At 39.5% G+C, this 18206-nt stretch carries 11 protein-coding genes, 1 tRNA gene and 1 pseudogene; 6 read left to right on the forward strand and 7 right to left on the reverse strand.

The window, feature by feature from the left end:
• Window positions 1–142 precede the first annotated feature (142 nt).
• Window positions 143–796: a GMP/IMP nucleotidase gene (locus tag DIZ80_08460; GenBank protein RDH82323.1), complete on the reverse strand. Its 654-nt coding sequence runs from the start codon at window positions 794–796 to the stop codon at window positions 143–145.
• A gap of 61 nt (window positions 797–857) precedes the next feature.
• On the opposite strand from DIZ80_08460, the gene DIZ80_08465 reads away from it, so the two are divergent.
• Window positions 858–1412 (forward strand): ADP compounds hydrolase NudE, encoded by a 555-nt coding sequence (locus tag DIZ80_08465; GenBank protein ID RDH82324.1) that lies wholly within the window; start codon window positions 858–860, stop codon window positions 1410–1412.
• Window positions 1413–1417: 5 nt separating this feature from the next.
• Entirely contained in the window at window positions 1418–2227 is an 810-nt protein-coding gene (cysQ, locus tag DIZ80_08470; protein RDH82325.1) for a 3'(2'),5'-bisphosphate nucleotidase, read from the forward strand.
• Between the two features lie 85 nt (window positions 2228–2312).
• Here the strand turns inward: cysQ and DIZ80_08475 are convergent, their stop codons facing one another.
• Window positions 2313–2678 carry a hypothetical protein gene (locus DIZ80_08475; protein ID RDH82326.1) on the reverse strand — a complete coding sequence of 122 codons (366 nt, stop codon included), beginning with the start codon at window positions 2676–2678 and terminating at the stop codon, window positions 2313–2315.
• Between the two features lie 185 nt (window positions 2679–2863).
• Between DIZ80_08475 and DIZ80_08480 the strand changes: the two genes are divergently transcribed.
• Both DIZ80_08480 and DIZ80_08485 read left to right on the forward strand, forming a co-directional pair.
• Window positions 2864–4570, forward strand: a complete 1707-nt coding sequence (locus DIZ80_08480) for a hypothetical protein (GenBank protein ID RDH83129.1) — start codon at window positions 2864–2866, stop codon at window positions 4568–4570.
• Between the two features lie 651 nt (window positions 4571–5221).
• Window positions 5222–7528 carry a hypothetical protein gene (locus tag DIZ80_08485; protein ID RDH82327.1) on the forward strand — a complete coding sequence of 769 codons (2307 nt, stop codon included), beginning with the start codon at window positions 5222–5224 and terminating at the stop codon, window positions 7526–7528.
• A gap of 176 nt (window positions 7529–7704) precedes the next feature.
• Here the strand turns inward: DIZ80_08485 and DIZ80_08490 are convergent, their stop codons facing one another.
• Window positions 7705–10587 carry a hypothetical protein gene (locus DIZ80_08490; protein RDH82328.1) on the reverse strand — a complete coding sequence of 961 codons (2883 nt, stop codon included), beginning with the start codon at window positions 10585–10587 and terminating at the stop codon, window positions 7705–7707.
• A gap of 1750 nt (window positions 10588–12337) precedes the next feature.
• On the opposite strand from DIZ80_08490, the pseudogene DIZ80_08495 reads away from it, so the two are divergent.
• Window positions 12338–12424: pseudogene (locus DIZ80_08495) on the forward strand (VPLPA-CTERM sorting domain-containing protein).
• 130 nt (window positions 12425–12554) lie between these two features.
• Here the strand turns inward: DIZ80_08495 and DIZ80_08500 are convergent.
• Together DIZ80_08500 and DIZ80_08505 are read right to left on the reverse strand one after the other, a co-directional pair.
• Window positions 12555–13715, reverse strand: a complete 1161-nt coding sequence (locus DIZ80_08500) for an IS30 family transposase (protein ID RDH82329.1) — start codon at window positions 13713–13715, stop codon at window positions 12555–12557.
• A gap of 272 nt (window positions 13716–13987) precedes the next feature.
• Window positions 13988–14063 (reverse strand) — tRNA-Phe (locus DIZ80_08505).
• Window positions 14064–14514: 451 nt separating this feature from the next.
• Between DIZ80_08505 and DIZ80_08510 the strand changes: the two genes are divergently transcribed.
• Entirely contained in the window at window positions 14515–16758 is a 2244-nt protein-coding gene (locus DIZ80_08510; protein RDH82330.1) for a zinc metalloprotease, read from the forward strand.
• Between the two features lie 98 nt (window positions 16759–16856).
• On the opposite strand, the gene DIZ80_08515 is transcribed toward DIZ80_08510, so the two are convergent.
• The gene (locus DIZ80_08515) at window positions 16857–17132 is read right to left on the reverse strand and encodes an oxidative damage protection protein (protein ID RDH82331.1); all 276 of its coding nucleotides are present in this window, start codon (window positions 17130–17132) and stop codon (window positions 16857–16859) included.
• A 2-nt stretch (window positions 17133–17134) separates the two neighbouring features.
• Complete coding sequence (locus DIZ80_08520) at window positions 17135–18202, reverse strand: A/G-specific adenine glycosylase (protein RDH83130.1); 1068 nt, start codon at window positions 18200–18202, stop codon at window positions 17135–17137.
• Window positions 18203–18206 lie beyond the last annotated feature (4 nt).

Here is an 18206-nt window from a genome sequence, read left to right on the forward strand (position 1 = left end):
CCCGTTGCTTTTACGCTAATAAGAACAGACGGAATATTACCAAAACTTGTGAAGTGTTTCAATATTTTTGCACATGAAGCCTTTGATTTCATTATAAATACACCCAAATGGGTGGTTTAATAGATCAATATTACTCTCTATATTATTGCGGAATAATGTCCTCAAAGGAGTCGAGCAGATGATAAAGATCATGCTCCTTATCAGGCTCAGTACTATCTGGCTGTTTTATCGCCAGTAAATGGCCGATACCATATTCAGCGGCAGCATCCAGCACACTAAAGTTATCATCAATAAACAGGGTTGATGCCTTATCGACATCTTCGACTTTTTCAAGCGCTAACCAGAACGCCTGCTCCTCTTTCGCATGGTGTAATTCGTGTGAGGTAATAATATGATGAAAATAATGACCAAGTCCGGTTTTCTGAAATTTAACCTGAAAACTCAAAGGATGCGCATTAGTTACCAGCACAACGCGCTTACCATGCATATGTAAAGCTTCCAGAAACTCCACCACATAAGGCCTGATTGAAATTTTATCGCGTATATTGTGTTTTAACGCAGCAATATCTAAGCCTAGTTCCTTGCTCCAGTACTCCACACAATACCAGTTAAGACTGCCATAAACCTCTGTATACTTCTTATTCAACAGACTATGAGACTCTTCAATGGAAAGCTGATAATGTTCAGCGTATTGTTCAGGCACATATTTTAGCCAGAAATGGTTATCAAAATGCAAGTCCAGTAATGTGCCGTCCAGATCAAGGAAGACGGTTTTAATTTTTGACCAGTCAATCATAAGAATTTCAGGTATCCGTTAGAGCTTCCTATAATACAAAAAAAGATACATTATATCGAATATGAATACTAAACCTAAGATCCTGAATCGTAAAATACACAGTCAAAGTCGATTATTTACCATAGAAAAAATCGATCTTCAATTTAGTAATGGCCAGTTACATCAGTATGAACGCATACGTGCTCCAGGCGCAGGTGCCGTTTTAATCATCCCTGTCATCGACGAAGAACACGTTATTATGATTCGAGAGTATTCAGTTGGTACTGAACGATATGAACTGGTTTTTCCAAAAGGTAAGATTGATGATAATGAAGACATTCTTCAGGCTGCAAACAGGGAATGTATGGAAGAAATTGGCTATCGTGCAAACAAATTAACTCCACTGGGTCAAATGACAATCGCACCGGGTTATCTGGGTTTTATAACGCACATAATACTAGCCGAAGACTTACAGGCAGAAAAACGCCAGGGCGATGAACCTGAAGAGTTACAGCAGGTAATCTGCAATATAAACAAGATTGATGAAATTATAAATAATGAAAATCTCAGTGAAGCGCGAAGTATTGCAGCGCTTTATCAGGTGCGTGATATTTTAAAAACTCGTTCAGGTGAATAGACAACATGAATAATCAGGATGACCTTAACCTTGAATACCTGTGTCAAAACGCACTTAGCATTGCACGAATTGCGGGTAAAAAAATTCTTGAGATATATGATTCAAAATTCACCATAGAACATAAATCAGATAACACCCCTCTTACAACTGCAGATCTGGCCGCAGATAGAATAATACAAACTGCATTAAAAGAATTAACACCTGACATTCCTGTTTTAACAGAAGAATCTGATTCCGTTCCATTTGAAATTCGTAAACAGTGGAATCGTTACTGGCTGGTTGACCCCCTTGATGGCACGCGTGAATTCATCAAACGCAATGGTGAATTCACCGTTAATATAGCACTGATTGAAAACCACCGAAGCATTATAGGTGTTATTAATGCACCTGTTTTACAAACTGATTATTTCGCCTGGAAAGAAGGGCATGCCTTCAAAAAAACATTGGGGCAACCCATAGAGCAAATTTACTGCCGAAAGGCAAACCCTGAAAAACTGGTTATCGCAGGTAGTCGATCTCACCCATCTGATAACCTACAGGCTTATCTTGAGAAACTGGGGAACGTTGAACTCTTAAGTGTTGGTAGCTCTTTAAAATCCTGCATGGTCGCAGAAGGTAGTGTCGATTTATATCCCCGCTTAGGTTTAACATCTGAATGGGATACCGCTGCCGCTCACTGCATTGTTGAAGAGGCTGGTGGCATGATGACACAAACTGATTCAAGCGATTTACTCTACAACACTAAAGATAGTTTACTCAATCCTGAATTTTTTGTGTTTGGTGATAACACGATTAAATGGAAATCATTTTTATAAAAAACTAACGGAGCCACTTTTCTAACCTTAATGGTAATGGTAGCTGGATTGGTTAGAAAGACCATAAACAGCGCAATACGGAATTTTAATTGACTACTTTCCACTGGTTATCAATGGAACAGAAATTAAAGTAACTTACAGCTGACTGCTTTTTTGACTGATTTCTCAATTTAAGTCGTTTGCATATTGAGTCTTTCTGCTTGTATTGTTTTATCACGGTAATTTCACCACGATTACCTGTTTCAGCATTAAACCAGTTATGCCTGTCTCCAGGCTTATTATTTTTTAAAACCTGTGTATATTCTTTCTGCAGTTTCAAAATATCACTCTCAGTAAAATCAGTAATCACTGCATACTTTAAAAAACCAACATTGGATGCATTTAGCTGAAATGGCGTTAGAAGTGTTACAGCAATTAATAATAACTTTCGATTTATATTTAGATCGTACATCTGCTCTCTCTAAAACGATTGATTCGGACTAATGGTATGACATATATGCCTTGAGGTCGAGAATACCACTGATTACTGGGGTTAATTAATTCACTAAATATGCTAAATTTCTCCCTATGAATACCGTAACACAAACCAAAAAATCACCTGATATTAGTATACAGTCCGGGCGTCCGTCTGGTGAAATAAAACTAAGTCCGGAGGCACAACAGGATGTACATCAGGCCTATCTTGTCACGATGCGCCAACGATTCAAGACAGAAATAAACCGGCTTACCCGTGGCGACATGAATGATTTACTAGAAGCCGAATCTGCAGATGCCAGCAATCTCAGTTTTATCATGACCTATATCTATGGCTTGAACTGGTTACAACAGAATATACATAGCCTGTTTCAAGAGGAAGTACTCGCTGCATTTGCAAATGGTCCTCAGGCTTTTTTAATGCAACTTATTATTCAAAGCGACAATACTGCGGAGTTTATTGACGCTTATATTAATTATTGGCAGCACTATCAGGGTGAACCGCAATTACAGCAACAACAAATTCTACAGTTGTTACAGGATTCGAACAGTCCGCAAGAACTAAGTAGCACAATTGAAGCCACCTGGAATAGTTTACATTTATTCAGTAAAAGCTTCGCCATAGGATATAAAGACATTGCCAGACAGGAAAAAGACCGCTACGCAGGAATGCTGGCAGAAGAAGATAAAGAACGTTTAAAACTGGTAGATCAATTACCCGATGTACCCTCGTTAAATTTATTCAGCAAACTCGGTATCATTCCTGCAATGGGCTGTCCACAAACCTGTCGTCATTGCATGTTTATTTTTCGTCCATTAATGAAGAACACCGATGATCCAGAACTATTATTTCAAATATTGAACAAGTTAACGACTTCTATACTGTTTACCGGCGGTGACCTGACAAAGCATCTGGAACATTTTTATAACGCTATCACCAATATGCAACATGTCACAACTTTTGCTATTTTGTTAAATGGTGACTTCGCGAATAGCCGTAAGGTTACCGAAGAAATTATTGGAAATATGGCTAAAGCGATTCGTCGTCGACCAATCACCTGGCCACGAGCTAAAGTAAATCTGCAAATCAGTTTCGATGAGTTTCATCAGGAAGTTATTGTTAATAAGCAAGGGCAGTTAAAAGAGCGCATTCCCGTTGTCAAAATAGCTAATATCGTTGAAGCAGCACCTAAATTTATCGATGAAATTCAACTTTGCTTATGCCATAAACAAAGTCATTTGAATTTTTCCATGGATGTTTTCAAAAAAGGTGTATTTGCCCGACTTGCAAAAGAACTGGGCAGACGCGGGCATCAAATTCAGATTTTATCAACGGGACCGTCCGCACGACTAAAACGTAACCCTCATGCACCAGACATACCTGCACAGGTCATCAAAGACGCAACGTTTGTTTTAAGCAAATACCCGCAAGCACCTTTAATGTTAACCAGCTCGACAATAGATGCATATGGACGAGCTGAAATGATGGAGTTACATGAATCTGTAAATGAGCGAGACCTGTTGAAACAAATGCTTGATGGAAAAGGAACGAGTGGAGAGACATTTGATAAAGATTTGATGTTCTGGTTTAACGGCTGGGCGACTCTGTTCTCTGCTGTTCATATGTGTCTGGGTAATGTATTTGAGGATGGTATTGAAACCATTAGACAACGACAGGCTAAAGATCCATTAAGCAATGCAATGTTTCGTTTTGATATTCGTTTATTAGATTATTACCGCGAGCATCATAATGATCTGGACAGTATTGTTGAGAAATCTACCGGACCTCATCATCTATTTCACTGCATAACTGAAGATGCTGCAATGCGGTTGCATATGACTAAACGTCTAATCGAGTCAGATTTTTAACAGCCTATAATGATGACCACATTAGTGTATTACTAACAACAATGTAAGCGTATAAATATTTATTGTCTATTCGGCTTTTTTATTTTAATTTCACTAGTTTCAACATAATAAAGACTGTCACATAATTCTCTACCCCCTGCCCTGACCGGGCCTTCACGCACTTTTTATTTCAGTCACCCCCTCTCTGCTTTATTACTCCTTTTGCTTCTGAACTTCTTATACAGGTAAACGACAGAGTCAGGTGTTAGCGACTCCATCGAAACCGGCTAATATACATAATAGACCCGCCTTAAGAATCTTACATATAACATTCATTTTACAAAAGCGGATATTAATGAGCTATTTATAAATGGACATGATGTGTCCATACATAAGCCTTGATTAATCCACTTTATGTCCCGCATGCGGCCGGAAACAAAAACTAATTAATACCCTGTAGTTTTATAAAACATCCAATTTAACAGGTAGATTCATGTTTTTTGATACCTGTCATAAACAAAAACGACACCTTTAATTATCATTACTGTTTAAGCTCAATAGAAATGATAATAATCTAACTATATTTAAAATGACCTATACTCAAGAAAAACATAAATTCATATTTCATTATCTATGTAAACACACACTATTTTCGGGATGTCCTTAAATTAGATGACTGATTTCAATATCATCAATAAAATATCAATTAAAAACAAAACCTACCTACTGGTTTTACTGAGCGTCGTCGTTGCTCTGATTTTATTATTTGTATCTAATAATGGGCTTAAAGCTATTCTTATTGAACAGGAAAATCTAACATACTCAACAAGCATAGAACGATACACTAATAAACTAATACTTGAAGAGCAGCGATACCGGTTAAATACAAATGGCTCAATATATGATTTCAAAGCAGCCAATAGAGCCTATGACAACGCCATATCCTATATGGACAAGTTACATCAAATACTCAGTGAAGTAGATAAGCTAAACAACAGCAGTCTTTTACTGGAAAATTCTAAAAGAACTCGCCAGTCAACAAATCAGTATAAAAACCTGTACTTGAGAGGCGTATCACTATTAACAGAATTAAAAAAACAGGCCACCATTCTGGAAACTGAAGGCGAATACATTACTCTAATAATTCAGGAATATGTAGAATCAAAAAGAACTGAGATTAAACAGGATTTATCCAAGGAAACCATCGAAAAAATCAACAACGGGTCCAATATCTGGCAATACACCTACGTCACAAGACTGCATGAAAAAAAATATCGACTAAGCCCGGACAACGTCGTGCTTGATGCATTCAATAATGATTACCAGTTTATGATGGCAGAATGGAAGCGCCTTAAAAAAATGTCTAACCAGTCATTTGAAATCAATAAACTGAACGACTTCAATGCATCTTCTAAAAAATACAAAAACGCCATGCGGTTATGGGTTGATTTCAATAAACAACTGGTTACAGAAGTCTTACCAAAAATGAAAGAACTGGGAAATAATGTTATTGCCAGCGCAATTCAATCTGCAAATCTATCTGTTAAGCACATGTCAGATAAGCGCAACAATATTGCTCTAACATTACTCACCGTCAGTATTTTTACCATTTTACTGGGAATACTAATTGGTTCAATGATTGCAAAATCAATTTCACAACCACTGGGCAAACTGAAAGAGCATGCCCTTGCCATTAGTGACGGTAAATATGAAACCAGAATAAAAGTCATCTCAAAAGATGAAATTGGGCAATTAGCAGATGCCTTCAACCATATGACTACAACCATTGCAAAAGAAATGGCTAGAAGAGAACAGGCAGAAAAGGCACAAAGACGCTCTCAAAAAATGGATGCTGTCGGCCAGCTTACCGGCGGCATTGCACACGACTTTAATAATATTCTTGGCATCATTCTGGGTAATCTTGAGTTACTTGAAATTTACGCGAACAACAATGAAGACATCATCACACGAGTACACATTATAGAAAAAGCCGGTTTACGCGCCGCAGATCTCACTCGTCAATTACTCAGTTTTTCTCGTCGTGAAGCTAAACAGATATCAACCGTTAATATTAATCAGGCAATCAGTGAAATGACTGAAATAATTTCACGCTCACTCACGCCTGAAATTGAAGTTAAATATATATTAACAGAAGATCTGTGGCTAACCGAAATCGACAAAGGCGACTTTAGCGACACTTTACTCAACTTATGCATTAATGCACGCGACAGCATAAAAGATCACGGTTACTTAACAGTTGAAACCGGTAACGTAACGATTGACACCCCCCCTGCTGAGACTGCCAACTTAAATACAGGTCAGTATATAAAGCTATCTATAAGTGACTCCGGAGAAGGTATTTCAGATGAATTTAAAGAACGCATTTATGAGCCTTTTTTTACAACCAAAGAACAGGGGAAAGGAACAGGACTGGGACTGTCCATGGTTTACGCATTTGTTAATCGATCCAACGGTTTTATAACTTGCGACTCTAAAACAGGAGTAGGCACCACCTTCAACATTTACCTGCCCAAAGCAAATATAGAAGCACCATTAACAATGACACAAAATAAAAACCCGGTTGACCCTCTACCTGCTGGTAATGAAACTATTTTAATTGTAGACGATGAAGAGGCTTTAATAGAATTAGCTAAAGATATGCTTGAAAATAAGGGCTACCACATACTCACAGCCAGCGATGGAAAACAGGCATTAGAACAACTCGCTAAATCACCTGAAATTAAGCTACTGTTTAGCGATATTGTAATGCCCAACGGGATTAATGGTTACGAGTTAGCTGAGCAGGCCACCTTAAATCGAAACGACCTTAAAGTATTACTGACATCTGGTTTTTCCGAAAAGGATGAACCTCGGGATAACAAAATACGCTTCAATAAAAACCGCCTTAATAAACCCTACAGTCAGGCAGAACTTTTAACAAAAATTCGCTCCACATTAGATGAAACCGAAACACATTAAAGCCATCTGTTTTTAAGAAATATAAAAAATAGTTGCCGAGCCATAACTAAAATTTTACGAAAGAAATTCACTCTATAAGCCGAAGCCAGAATCACAGTAGGCGAAGCAATTAAATCAGGATCTGGTTCAATCCTTTTACAAAGTCATACATGCCTATGAGTATTTTAGATATAGCATTATTCTTGCGAGTTACCTAATCGTTCTATCCCCGACATTACAGGTGATAGCTCTGCTAAAGCAGCATCAAGTGATTTTTCTAGATTTTCAGTATCAGTATTACAACAAGCCTCTTCTAAGGCTTTAGCCGCTTCCTGTAGAGCCGATGCACCAACCGTACCTGCAAGCCCTTTAAGACTATGAGACAGACGCATTGTCGCATCCGGGTCGCTCTCATCCAATTGAGCTTTCCTGAACTTCAATTCAAAATCATGATAATTATTATAGAAATTGATTAGTAGTTTACGGTAGATAGAAGCATCATCCATCGCATGACCAAGACCTATTTTAATATTTATACCCGCGAGCTCTGAAAATTTATTATTTATCGTAACAGGCTCTAACTTAGGGATTACCGCATCATCATGATTTACGGCCGGGAGTGATGTGGGTGAAATCCATTTAGCCATTGTAATGAACATCTGATAAACATTGATAGGTTTACCAATAAAATCATTCATTCCAGATGCCAGCGTTTTTTCACGATCCCCTGTCATCACATTAGCCGTCATCGCAATCACAGGTAATTTTTTTAATTCTTCCTTTTCTCGAATCCTTCGAGTCGTCTCATAACCATCCATAACTGGCATCTGACAATCCATGAGAACGCCATCAAAGCTTTCTTTTTCAAGAACATCCAGTGCCTCTTGACCGTTACAGACTGCTTCAGCAGTGAGGCCATTTATTTGTAGAAGTTCAAGTGCTAAATCCTGATTAACCTCATTGTCATCGACTAATAGAATTTTACAACCCTTAAGGCTGATGATAGCTTTTTCAAATTCATCACTGTGTGAAATATCAGATGAATGACGTGAAGATAATTTTCCCTGCTGTTTATTAAAATGCGCAGTAAAATGAAAGGTGCTGCCAATATCAGGCTGGCTCTCTACCCAGATTTTACCATTCATCATTTCCACCAAATTTTTACTGATCGCGAGCCCAAGGCCAGTACCACCATATTGACGTGTAGTCGATGCATCAGCCTGTGTGAAAGATTGAAAAAGGTTGCGCTGTTGCTTCTCTGTCATCCCAATACCAGTATCGTGTACCCAAAAATGAATCAGTGCCTCTTCATGTTTATCATTTTCAACCTTGGCACCAATCGTAATCGTCCCTGTTTCGTGACTAAATTTAATGGCATTATTACCAAGATTGAGTAGAATTTGTCCAAGTCTTAAAGGGTCACCTATGAGGGCAACCGGTGTATCTGGGGCGATATCATATTTAAGAGAAATTCCGTGTTCTTCACACTTGTGCCCTATTATATTGGTCATATTGTCGATCACATCTTCAAGACGAAAATCAATCACTTCCATCTCTAATTTGCCTGACTCAATCTTGGAGAAATCAAGAATATCATTGAGAATATGCAGCAGGTTTTCAGAGGATGAATTAACTTTCTTAATATAATTTCTTTGTTTTGAATTCAAATCTGTTTGAAGAGCTAAATTAGACATGCCGATAATGGCATTCATTGGGGTGCGTATCTCATGACTCATATTGGCGAGAAAGACTCCTTTGGCAGTATTGGCTCTCTCAAGCTCATCTTGCGAACTATGTAAATGGTTTAACATAATTTGAAATGAGTTTGCCAATGTGCCGATTTCATCACCACTATCAATAGATGGTACGTTTATTCTATCGCCAGCAGCTATCCTGTTAGCCGCTGTGGTGAGACTTTTAACTGGCCGTGTAATCATCCGGCTCACCATAAAACCAAATAATATGCATAATAACAGGGCGACGACCAACACTATCCATTCAACAGATATCACCATATTGACTTTGTCATACGAGGTTGTGGCCATCAATCCTACTGCCTCATGCATGTCCTGAAGCAAATGATTACTCATACTTGTCAGTTGATTTAATAATGTGAAGTATTCAAATGTATTAACTTCTATGACTCTAATCTTTTCTGATATGGATCGTAAGATATGCCAGTCTTTTTCAATATGCGCCAATAACTTGTCGATATGAGGCGCCTTATTGCCGGGTATCTCAATTTTTTGAGTCATTGCAAAATCGGTGAAAGTAGCCCCACCATAACGCAGTGCTTTATGTGAAATTTCAAATAATTCAGCTGTTATGTCTGCATTTTGTGCATTGTCATCCTTTAGTAACGTATTCGCTAACATTGGGTCTTTTGTAATATTTGCCGAAACAGACAGAATCCCCATTAAATCATTTACGATAAAATCACGTTTAGGGCTGTCAGGATGTTTATTATGACATTCCACACAAGTTGAATGTGCAATATCAGCTGTGGCGTATTGAAGTATTGCACCACCTTCAAACGGCGCTTTCTCAAAATAAAAAGTACCTGGATCTTTTTTTAGTGCATTCCAGGCGCGAATTTCAAAGTCGCTTACAATGCCTTTGTCGGGGTGTATATTCCATTTACTTAATAACTGGTATGAATAGCCAGCGTCACTCTCAAGTAATGCAGATACTTCCTGAATAAATGTAACTGGTAAAGGAATCTGGTTTGTTTGTGAATGATAATTGCTTGAAGCACTGATATTAAGCTCTGTACGTGCTATTTTTTTAACGATGTTGTTAGTGTAATATTCGCGATCGGCCATAATCTGTCTGGATGCAGCACTGGCCAGTTGCTTAGCCGCTGCTACAGCCTGGTGGTTCTCTAGCTCTTTTAAGACCTCCATCGTATATTTCTGGCTTAACATACGTTGTCGACCAGCAATATCGATGATTGTTGAATCTTTTGCCTGCTGTAGCAGACTGGTAACAGTATAAATAACAATCGATATTAGAATGACACAGAAAAAGAGAGTAATTGAAAGTAGCTTGTTGCTAACTGACAATTTTTTAAAATCAAACATTTTTTTAAACACTTTCCCTTTTAGAAGAAGCCTGTATCCCAGAATCTTTTTCCAAACATATAACTATTTTTAGGCAATGACATCAATTATAGCAGAATGGAACAGGGGGGCATCAGGGCTCGAAAGTATGTTTAATATTAAAGAAGTATCGATAGTATCCAGAGTGTTACCTTACTTCAGCTATTGAATCGTCAGCTTCGAAATGAATCTCCTTATATTTCTATATTAGGGCTATGTGAGAATTCAAAATAAAAATTGAAATACCTGTTCTTCTATAGAACAAAAGTTGAATACCGTCTTTTGAAGTGCTACTTCAGTGAGCAGCAGCCTGTTAATAACTCGCCACCAAGCTACTGTTTCTGACCGTTAGCAAACTGATAAATTAAGAATACTATCTAAGCCCTAAAACTACTCAGTCGGCCTGATATGAACATAGAAATACGCCTTTAGAAAAGCTAATAAAACTTAATAGGTTTATAACTAATTGAATACATAAATTAAGTTGTGGTCGAACCTGAAATTGAACCAGGGATACGCGAATTTTCAATCGCCCGCACTTACCAGCCACCTTTTTAAAAATCCTATATAAACAAGCGCTTACGGCACTCGCAATTTGCTTAATAAACCTGAAAAGCCTATATCCATCTTATTTCGACACATTTTTTAACACAAAATCTTTGTGCATTAATCAAGAGAAGCTAACCAAGCACATGCAACAAGCGAGGATATATAATCCCCGCGCAAATAACTAGAACACCCCATATAACAGGATACTTAACTATTTACATTATAAAAGGCGCACTTAAAGCGCATAAGACAGCCAAAATTAGTGAATTAATTCATACCCCAACAACTTTAGCTCATTTTAAAAAGCAGCCACTCCCGACCACCACCTCATAACAAGCACACATTATGTTGACTCGAAATGACTGCTGTTAGCCATAAGCGGAACTGCACTAATAATGACCTGACTTCACCATACGACCCAAAGCTGACGCTCATCTTTTAGAAAAACTCATTTGTCGTAGTCCTTTACAGTAATCAACCTTCAATAATTACAGATTGAGTAAATTTCTTTTAAAACAGTAGGCTACGAATTTGGCTTAAATATTGCACATTCGTTTGAAGGATTAATAAAAATGACTAAATGTGTAAAGGAAAATGACAAATGAAATTCTTAAAAATAGTAATAACTATTATCGCTATAGCACTATCTACTAGTCCCAAAGCCGCGTTAATTAGCCAAGATTTAAATACGCTAGGTGATGGTCTCTTAACTTACGATGATGAAACCGGATTGCAGTGGCTAGATCTAAGTGAAACTTACATTAACGGGTATCATAATTCTTATTTTTCATACGAAGAGATAGTAACTGGGTTTTCAACAGGAGGAGCCTTTGAAGGTTATAGATATGCTACCGTTGCTGAAACTCAAGATCTTTTGATTAAATTTGGTCTACCACAAATTGATTATAGAAACGAAAGCCCTAATGAGGCTTACAGAAATGCTATCACGTATATGAGTGAAACTATGGGCGTAACAGATAATCAACCATATCTTAATGGAACTCAAGGCATAGCTGTTGATAGTGATGAGAACATTAGTATATTTGGTGGCACTAGTTCAGATTTAGAGCAATGTGCAGCTGATAACGCGAATTGTACAGACTGGCAATATATTCTTGCAGATCAAGGCTCGCTGATTAATAATCCAACCCAAACATATGCAGTTGGGCACTTTCTTGTTGTCAGCGCAGTTCCTGTACCAGCTGCAATTTGGTTGTTCGGCTCTGGTCTTATTGGTTTAGTTGGATTTGCTAGACGTAAGAAGGCATAAAATTTAAATCAAAACTGACATTAGAAAGCCTGCTAAATTTCAGCGGGCTTTTTTGTTTTATGAAGCGCAGCTTTTAATGACTCTAAAAAAGATAAAATAATTCACTCAAGTTCTGCATTAGGGTGCGGATTCAACCGGTCAATGCAACATATTGGTTAAATTGTTCTGCTGGTGTTTCATAGTTTAACGTTTTTCTGGATCGTTCGTTGAGTCTTCTTGCTACCGCATTTAACTTAGCTTGTGAGTGTGCTGATAAGTCTGTCCCTTTAGGAAAATATTGTCTCAACAGTCCATTTGTATTTTCATTGGAGCCTCGTTGCCAGGGAGTCTGTGGGTCACAAAAATAAACTTTAATGTCCGTCGACAAAGTAAAACGTTTGTGTTCTGCCATTTCTTTACCACGATCCCAGGTTAATGATTTATATAATTCACGTGGTAACTTATGTGCCTGTTTAATTAATACATCAACAACCGTCTTGCTATCTTTAGCATCAACTTTAGCTAATAAAACATAACGTGTATTTCGTTCGACCAGTGTGGCGATCTGACTATTATGACTTCCTATTATCAAGTCGCCTTCCCAGTGACCAGGAACAGCACGATCTTCAACTGATGAAGGCCTTTCACTAATTGAGATTGCATCAGTAATTTGTCCGTGATCAGGTGTTTTCTGTGTATGATGACGTGAACGACGCATAACTCGAGCTCGTCTTAAATACTGCAATAACTCTTTCTTCAAAGCACCTCGGGCTTGTATATAAAGACTGCGATAGATTGTTTCGTGTGACACCTGATAGTTCTCATCATTTGGATAGACTTGTTTAAGCCATCCAGCAATCTGTTCTGGTGACCATTCTAATCGAAGCTTGCTTGTCACGATGCGTGCTAATGATCGGTTCTCTGCCAGTTTACAGATTTTAGGTCGATGTGCACGATCCCACGCTGATTTATCTGCAAGACTTGCTCGATATTTTTTCAATCCATTATTACGATTAATTTCACGACTCACTGTTGAGGGTGCTCGATTTAGTGAAGCCGCGATTGTTCGGATAGACTGACCCGTTGCTATGCCACGGGATATTTCTTCTCGTTCAGCTAAAGACAGGTGGTGAGATGAGCGATGACGTGAATCTGGCCGTATACCGCCAGATTCTGCAAGGATGCGTTCGATAGAACCATGGTGACGATCAAATAATCGAGCAATAGAACCTAAAGTTTCTCCTTTTTGCCAACGATCCCACATTAAGGCTTTTTGTGTTTCGGTGTAATAAAATCTTTTTCGATATTTCATTTTCAACATCCTCCTCTCTGTATTTAGAGAATAGATGTTGCATTGACCGGTTGAATCCGCAGGTGAAAGCAGCCAATCGACAGCTTAATGTTGAGTGCTAATTTTAGCCCACTTAAACATACTAAAAGATCATAACTGTACATCCGATTCCACTGACGTAACCAAATGTTATATATAATGAATTGTTGCAGAGAATTGCGCCGCCAGTGCGCCATTAGTATTACATCGAAATACACTGAATTTTATAACTTATTGAATATATAAAGAAAAAGTGGTGGCCGAACCTGGAATTGAACCAGGGACACGCGGATTTTCAATCCGCTGCTCTACCGACTGAGCTATTCGGCCATTTTTAACCTTTTTCATCTGCTTTTAGAGAGCTCTAAATCGCAGAGAGCGCGTATTAAAACGGCTAACCCTCTTTTAGTCAAGTTTTAATTAATATTCTTAAAAAAACCCTCAATACAATTATTCTTTAAATTCCATAAAAACAACATATTTAGCACACTCTTCTAATCAAAAAACAAAAACAATCGCTCGAAATAAATAACTTAATATCTTTATGTTTGGCGAAAAACAAAAAAACATGCATTTTAACCTGCAACATATCATAACAAATGATAAACCCTTTAAATACAATTAGATAGACAGTACGAATAATCGGAAATCTCACTTCACTTGACAATTAACGCATTAAAATGCAAGTATCGATAGACTATTTATACAATAAATAGATAAAAATAAGAAAATAATAATATTAAAGCATATTTTTACATTAAATGATTTTAGGAGTTTACTTATGTTCAGCAAAACACTGGTTGCAACTGCCGTTGCTGCCACCCTTACCTCCGCCTACTGGCTTCAATCAGAAACACAACCATCAGTAGAATCTGCAACAGAAAATACAGGTCGAACGACCGAGCTCAGAAAAATACCCTCGCGGCATCTAACCACAAATAATTCGCTCCCACCACCAGCGCCAATACCCAACCAGCTTGTAGCAAACCTATCTTCTTCCAGCACCGTAAATAGCCAGGCTCAACGAAATACAGGCAGCCATCAGTCCCGCTTTCCTCAACAAAGAGCCAGTGACGACGATAATATTTTTATTTCACACTCCCAAAAGCAGCCTCTTTTTGCGACCACTGCAGACGACGCTAGAAAGCTGATTTTGCAATCCGGTAATCAACACCTGCAGATACAGCAGGGGGACGATTTATTACTTAAAACCAGTAAACGAGACCAGAAAGGAAATGTGATTTATAAGTATGGTCAAACCTATGAGGGGATTCCTGTTTTTGGCCGTGAGCTTGTCGTACAGATTACGCCCAGCGATGAAGTCGGCTTAATTGCCGGGCAGTTTGAATCAAATATCAAACTCGATACCTCTCCATCAATGACAGCAAGTACTGCGATGGATATTGCCTTCAGCGCCTTCAAGGAAACACCAACGGACACGCCCACTGTTCTGGAAGCACCTCAGTTAGTCGTTTATACCGATGAAAAGATTGCTCCCGTCTTAACCTATCGTGTCGTTGTTGAATACAACACTCTACAAACTGGATATAAAAAAGAACAGGTTTTTATTAATGCCAATTCTGGCCAACCGATTAACCATATCACCCTGATTTACAGTGCTTTTAATTACAGCATTCACACACTCAATAACCAGTGCCTGTCACAAAATGGCTCTGGTTTGCCGGGCACCGAAATAACTAAAGATGACGGTGAGCACGCGGCAGGTGTTGATGCTAACTCCGGGCATGCTTACTGGTTTTACAAACACATGTTCAATCGTGACTCATGGGATAACAGCGGACGTAAACTGGTGAGCACGATTCACGCACGTTTTCAGGGATCGAATGGGTCATGCGGCTCAGACAACGCTTTTTTCACAGGAAGCCAGATGATCTACGGTGATGGTGATACCGGTTTAAAAAACCCGGGAGCCGCTATTGATATTTTTGGTCATGAGTTTAGCCATGGTTTTACCTCAGCAGAAAGCAACCTGACTTATCAGAATCAGTCCGGCGCTATTAATGAATCTATATCCGATGTAATGGGTGTCGGTGTTTCTATCTGGAAAACATCAGGCGGCAGTAGCACGGGCAACCCCTCCAGTTTTAACCCAACCGATAAAGACTGGGATATGGGAGAAGATGCCGCGCTCACTCAAAGCTGGCAGCGCCATATGGATGATCCGGAAGAAAACGGCAAGAGCAAGGATGACTACAACGACCGATACACTGGATCAGATGATAACGGTGGCGTGCATAGTAATAGCGGCATAATGAATCTGGCTTTTTACCTGCTTTCTGAAGGAGGCACACACCCGAGAGGCAACACCACAATCGACGTCACGGGTTTAGGTGCTGAAAAAGCACTGCAAATTTACTACTATGCCAATGACAACCTGTTCACTAGCTCAACAAATTTTGAGGATGCCCGTCAGAAACTGGCAACCGCAGCAAAAACCTTATATAGCTGCGAAGAATGGGAGGCGGTTCATCAGTCATATGATGCGGTGAATGTACCGGGCACACGGGGTGATGAATGCGGCTCTGATGACACGGGCGGCGGGGATACCGGTGGCGGCACCGGAGGTGATACTGGCAGCGGCGACGCAGGCGACACGACTCAACCACCATCATCTGGTGACAATATAGCGCTGGGTAGCGCCTATAGTGCATCTAGCCAGTACTCATATAACTATGCACCCGGCAATGCAACAGATGGTAATACCGGTAGTTACTGGGTTTCCCGTAATATCTACAATCCATCAAGCACTGAACATATCCTGCTAAACCTTGGCAGTAACCAGTCTTTTAGTCAGATTGATATTAACTGGGGTGGCTCAGATGCAGCAGGTAACCTATCTGTCTATGTCTGGAGAAATAATCAGTGGACATATGTAGGTGGTAACTCAGGATCACCCGCAAGAAGCGTGAACTTTGCCAGCACTCAGGGACAGTATATTGCAATCACGATGAAAAATGGACTGTATCGTCGATGGTATGCAATTAAAGAGCTGGAAATACACTAGAAACCAGGAATTGATAGAAGCAACCGCGAACTGAAGCTCTCTCCTACAGGAAAGCACCTGTGGAGTGAACTTTAGGTCGCGACATCTTCCAGATGATATTAACTTGCTGGAGGAACAAAACCTTCGGGCGCAGTTGTACTTTCACCACTGAAGAAAAACTTTTCCATTTCATCTTCCAGAAATTTACGCGCTTTGGGCTCAATCGGGGTTAATCGATATTCATTAATCAACATGGTCTGATGCTGCAACCATTCCGCCCACGCCTCTTTTGAAACACTATTATAAATTTTTGCACCCAGATCACCCGGATAAGTTGGACGATCAAGACCTTCCGCTTCACGCCCTAATTTTACGCATTGCACCATACGACTCATGGTTATTCCTCGTTTAAACGATTTAACAAACTGCTGACCGGAGCGGCCAGGCCCAGAGATTGACTCTCCGCCTTGCTACCTCGATCATTCTTGCAGGCTTTATACCAGACTCTGCGCTCCGCTTCCATCACACTTTGATCAGGGTTATTCACTTCTACAACACAGGGCGTGATATCCAGATGAAAATGGCTGAAGGTATGACGCACTACAGGTAGCTCATCACTGGCATTAATATCAAACTGATAATGCGTGTTGCACCAGTCTTTTACAGACTCGATCACCGGCATTTCAGGTAAACTCCACAAACCTCCCCAGATACCCGTCGGTGGTCGTTTTTCTAATAAAATCTGTTTTTTATCATTACGTAATAACAACATGCGAACTGTTTTAACCGGCAGTGTTTTCTTTGGTTTTGGCGTTGGTAATAATGCTACCTGTTGCGTAGCCAAAGCAGCACAGTCATCACTTAACGGGCACGACTCACAATCGGGCCTGGATCGCCTGCACAAGGTCGCACCTAAATCCATTATCGCCTGAGTATAATCAGCCAACTGTTTTTCAGGCGTATGCATCTCAGCAAAAAGCCAGAGTTGATCCTGAATTTTTTTCTGCCCCGTCCAGCCATGCACCGCATGAAATCGTGACAATACCCGTTTAACATTTCCATCCAGAATGGCATGTCGCTGACCTTCTGCCTGCGCTAAAACTGCACCCGCGGTAGAACGCCCGACTCCAGGCAAGGCAAGAACATCATCAAAATTTAACGGAAAAAGCCCACAATGCTCATCACGCACCTGCTGCGCTGCTTTATGTAAATTACGCGCACGGGCGTAATAACCTAAACCCGACCAGTGATGTAACACATCATCTTCATGTGCATTCGCCAGTGCATTTACATCAGCAAAACTCTGCATGAATTTTTCATAATACGGTATTACCGTTTTAACCTGGGTTTGCTGCAACATTATTTCTGACACCCAGACCGTATAAGCATTACGATTTAACTGCCAGGGCAGATTTTTTCTGCCGTATTTTTTATACCAGATTAATAGTTTTTTTGAGAATGTCATATTC

This window comes from endosymbiont of Galathealinum brachiosum (assembly GCA_003349885.1).
GTDB lineage: Bacteria > Pseudomonadota > Gammaproteobacteria > SZUA-229 > SZUA-229 > SZUA-229.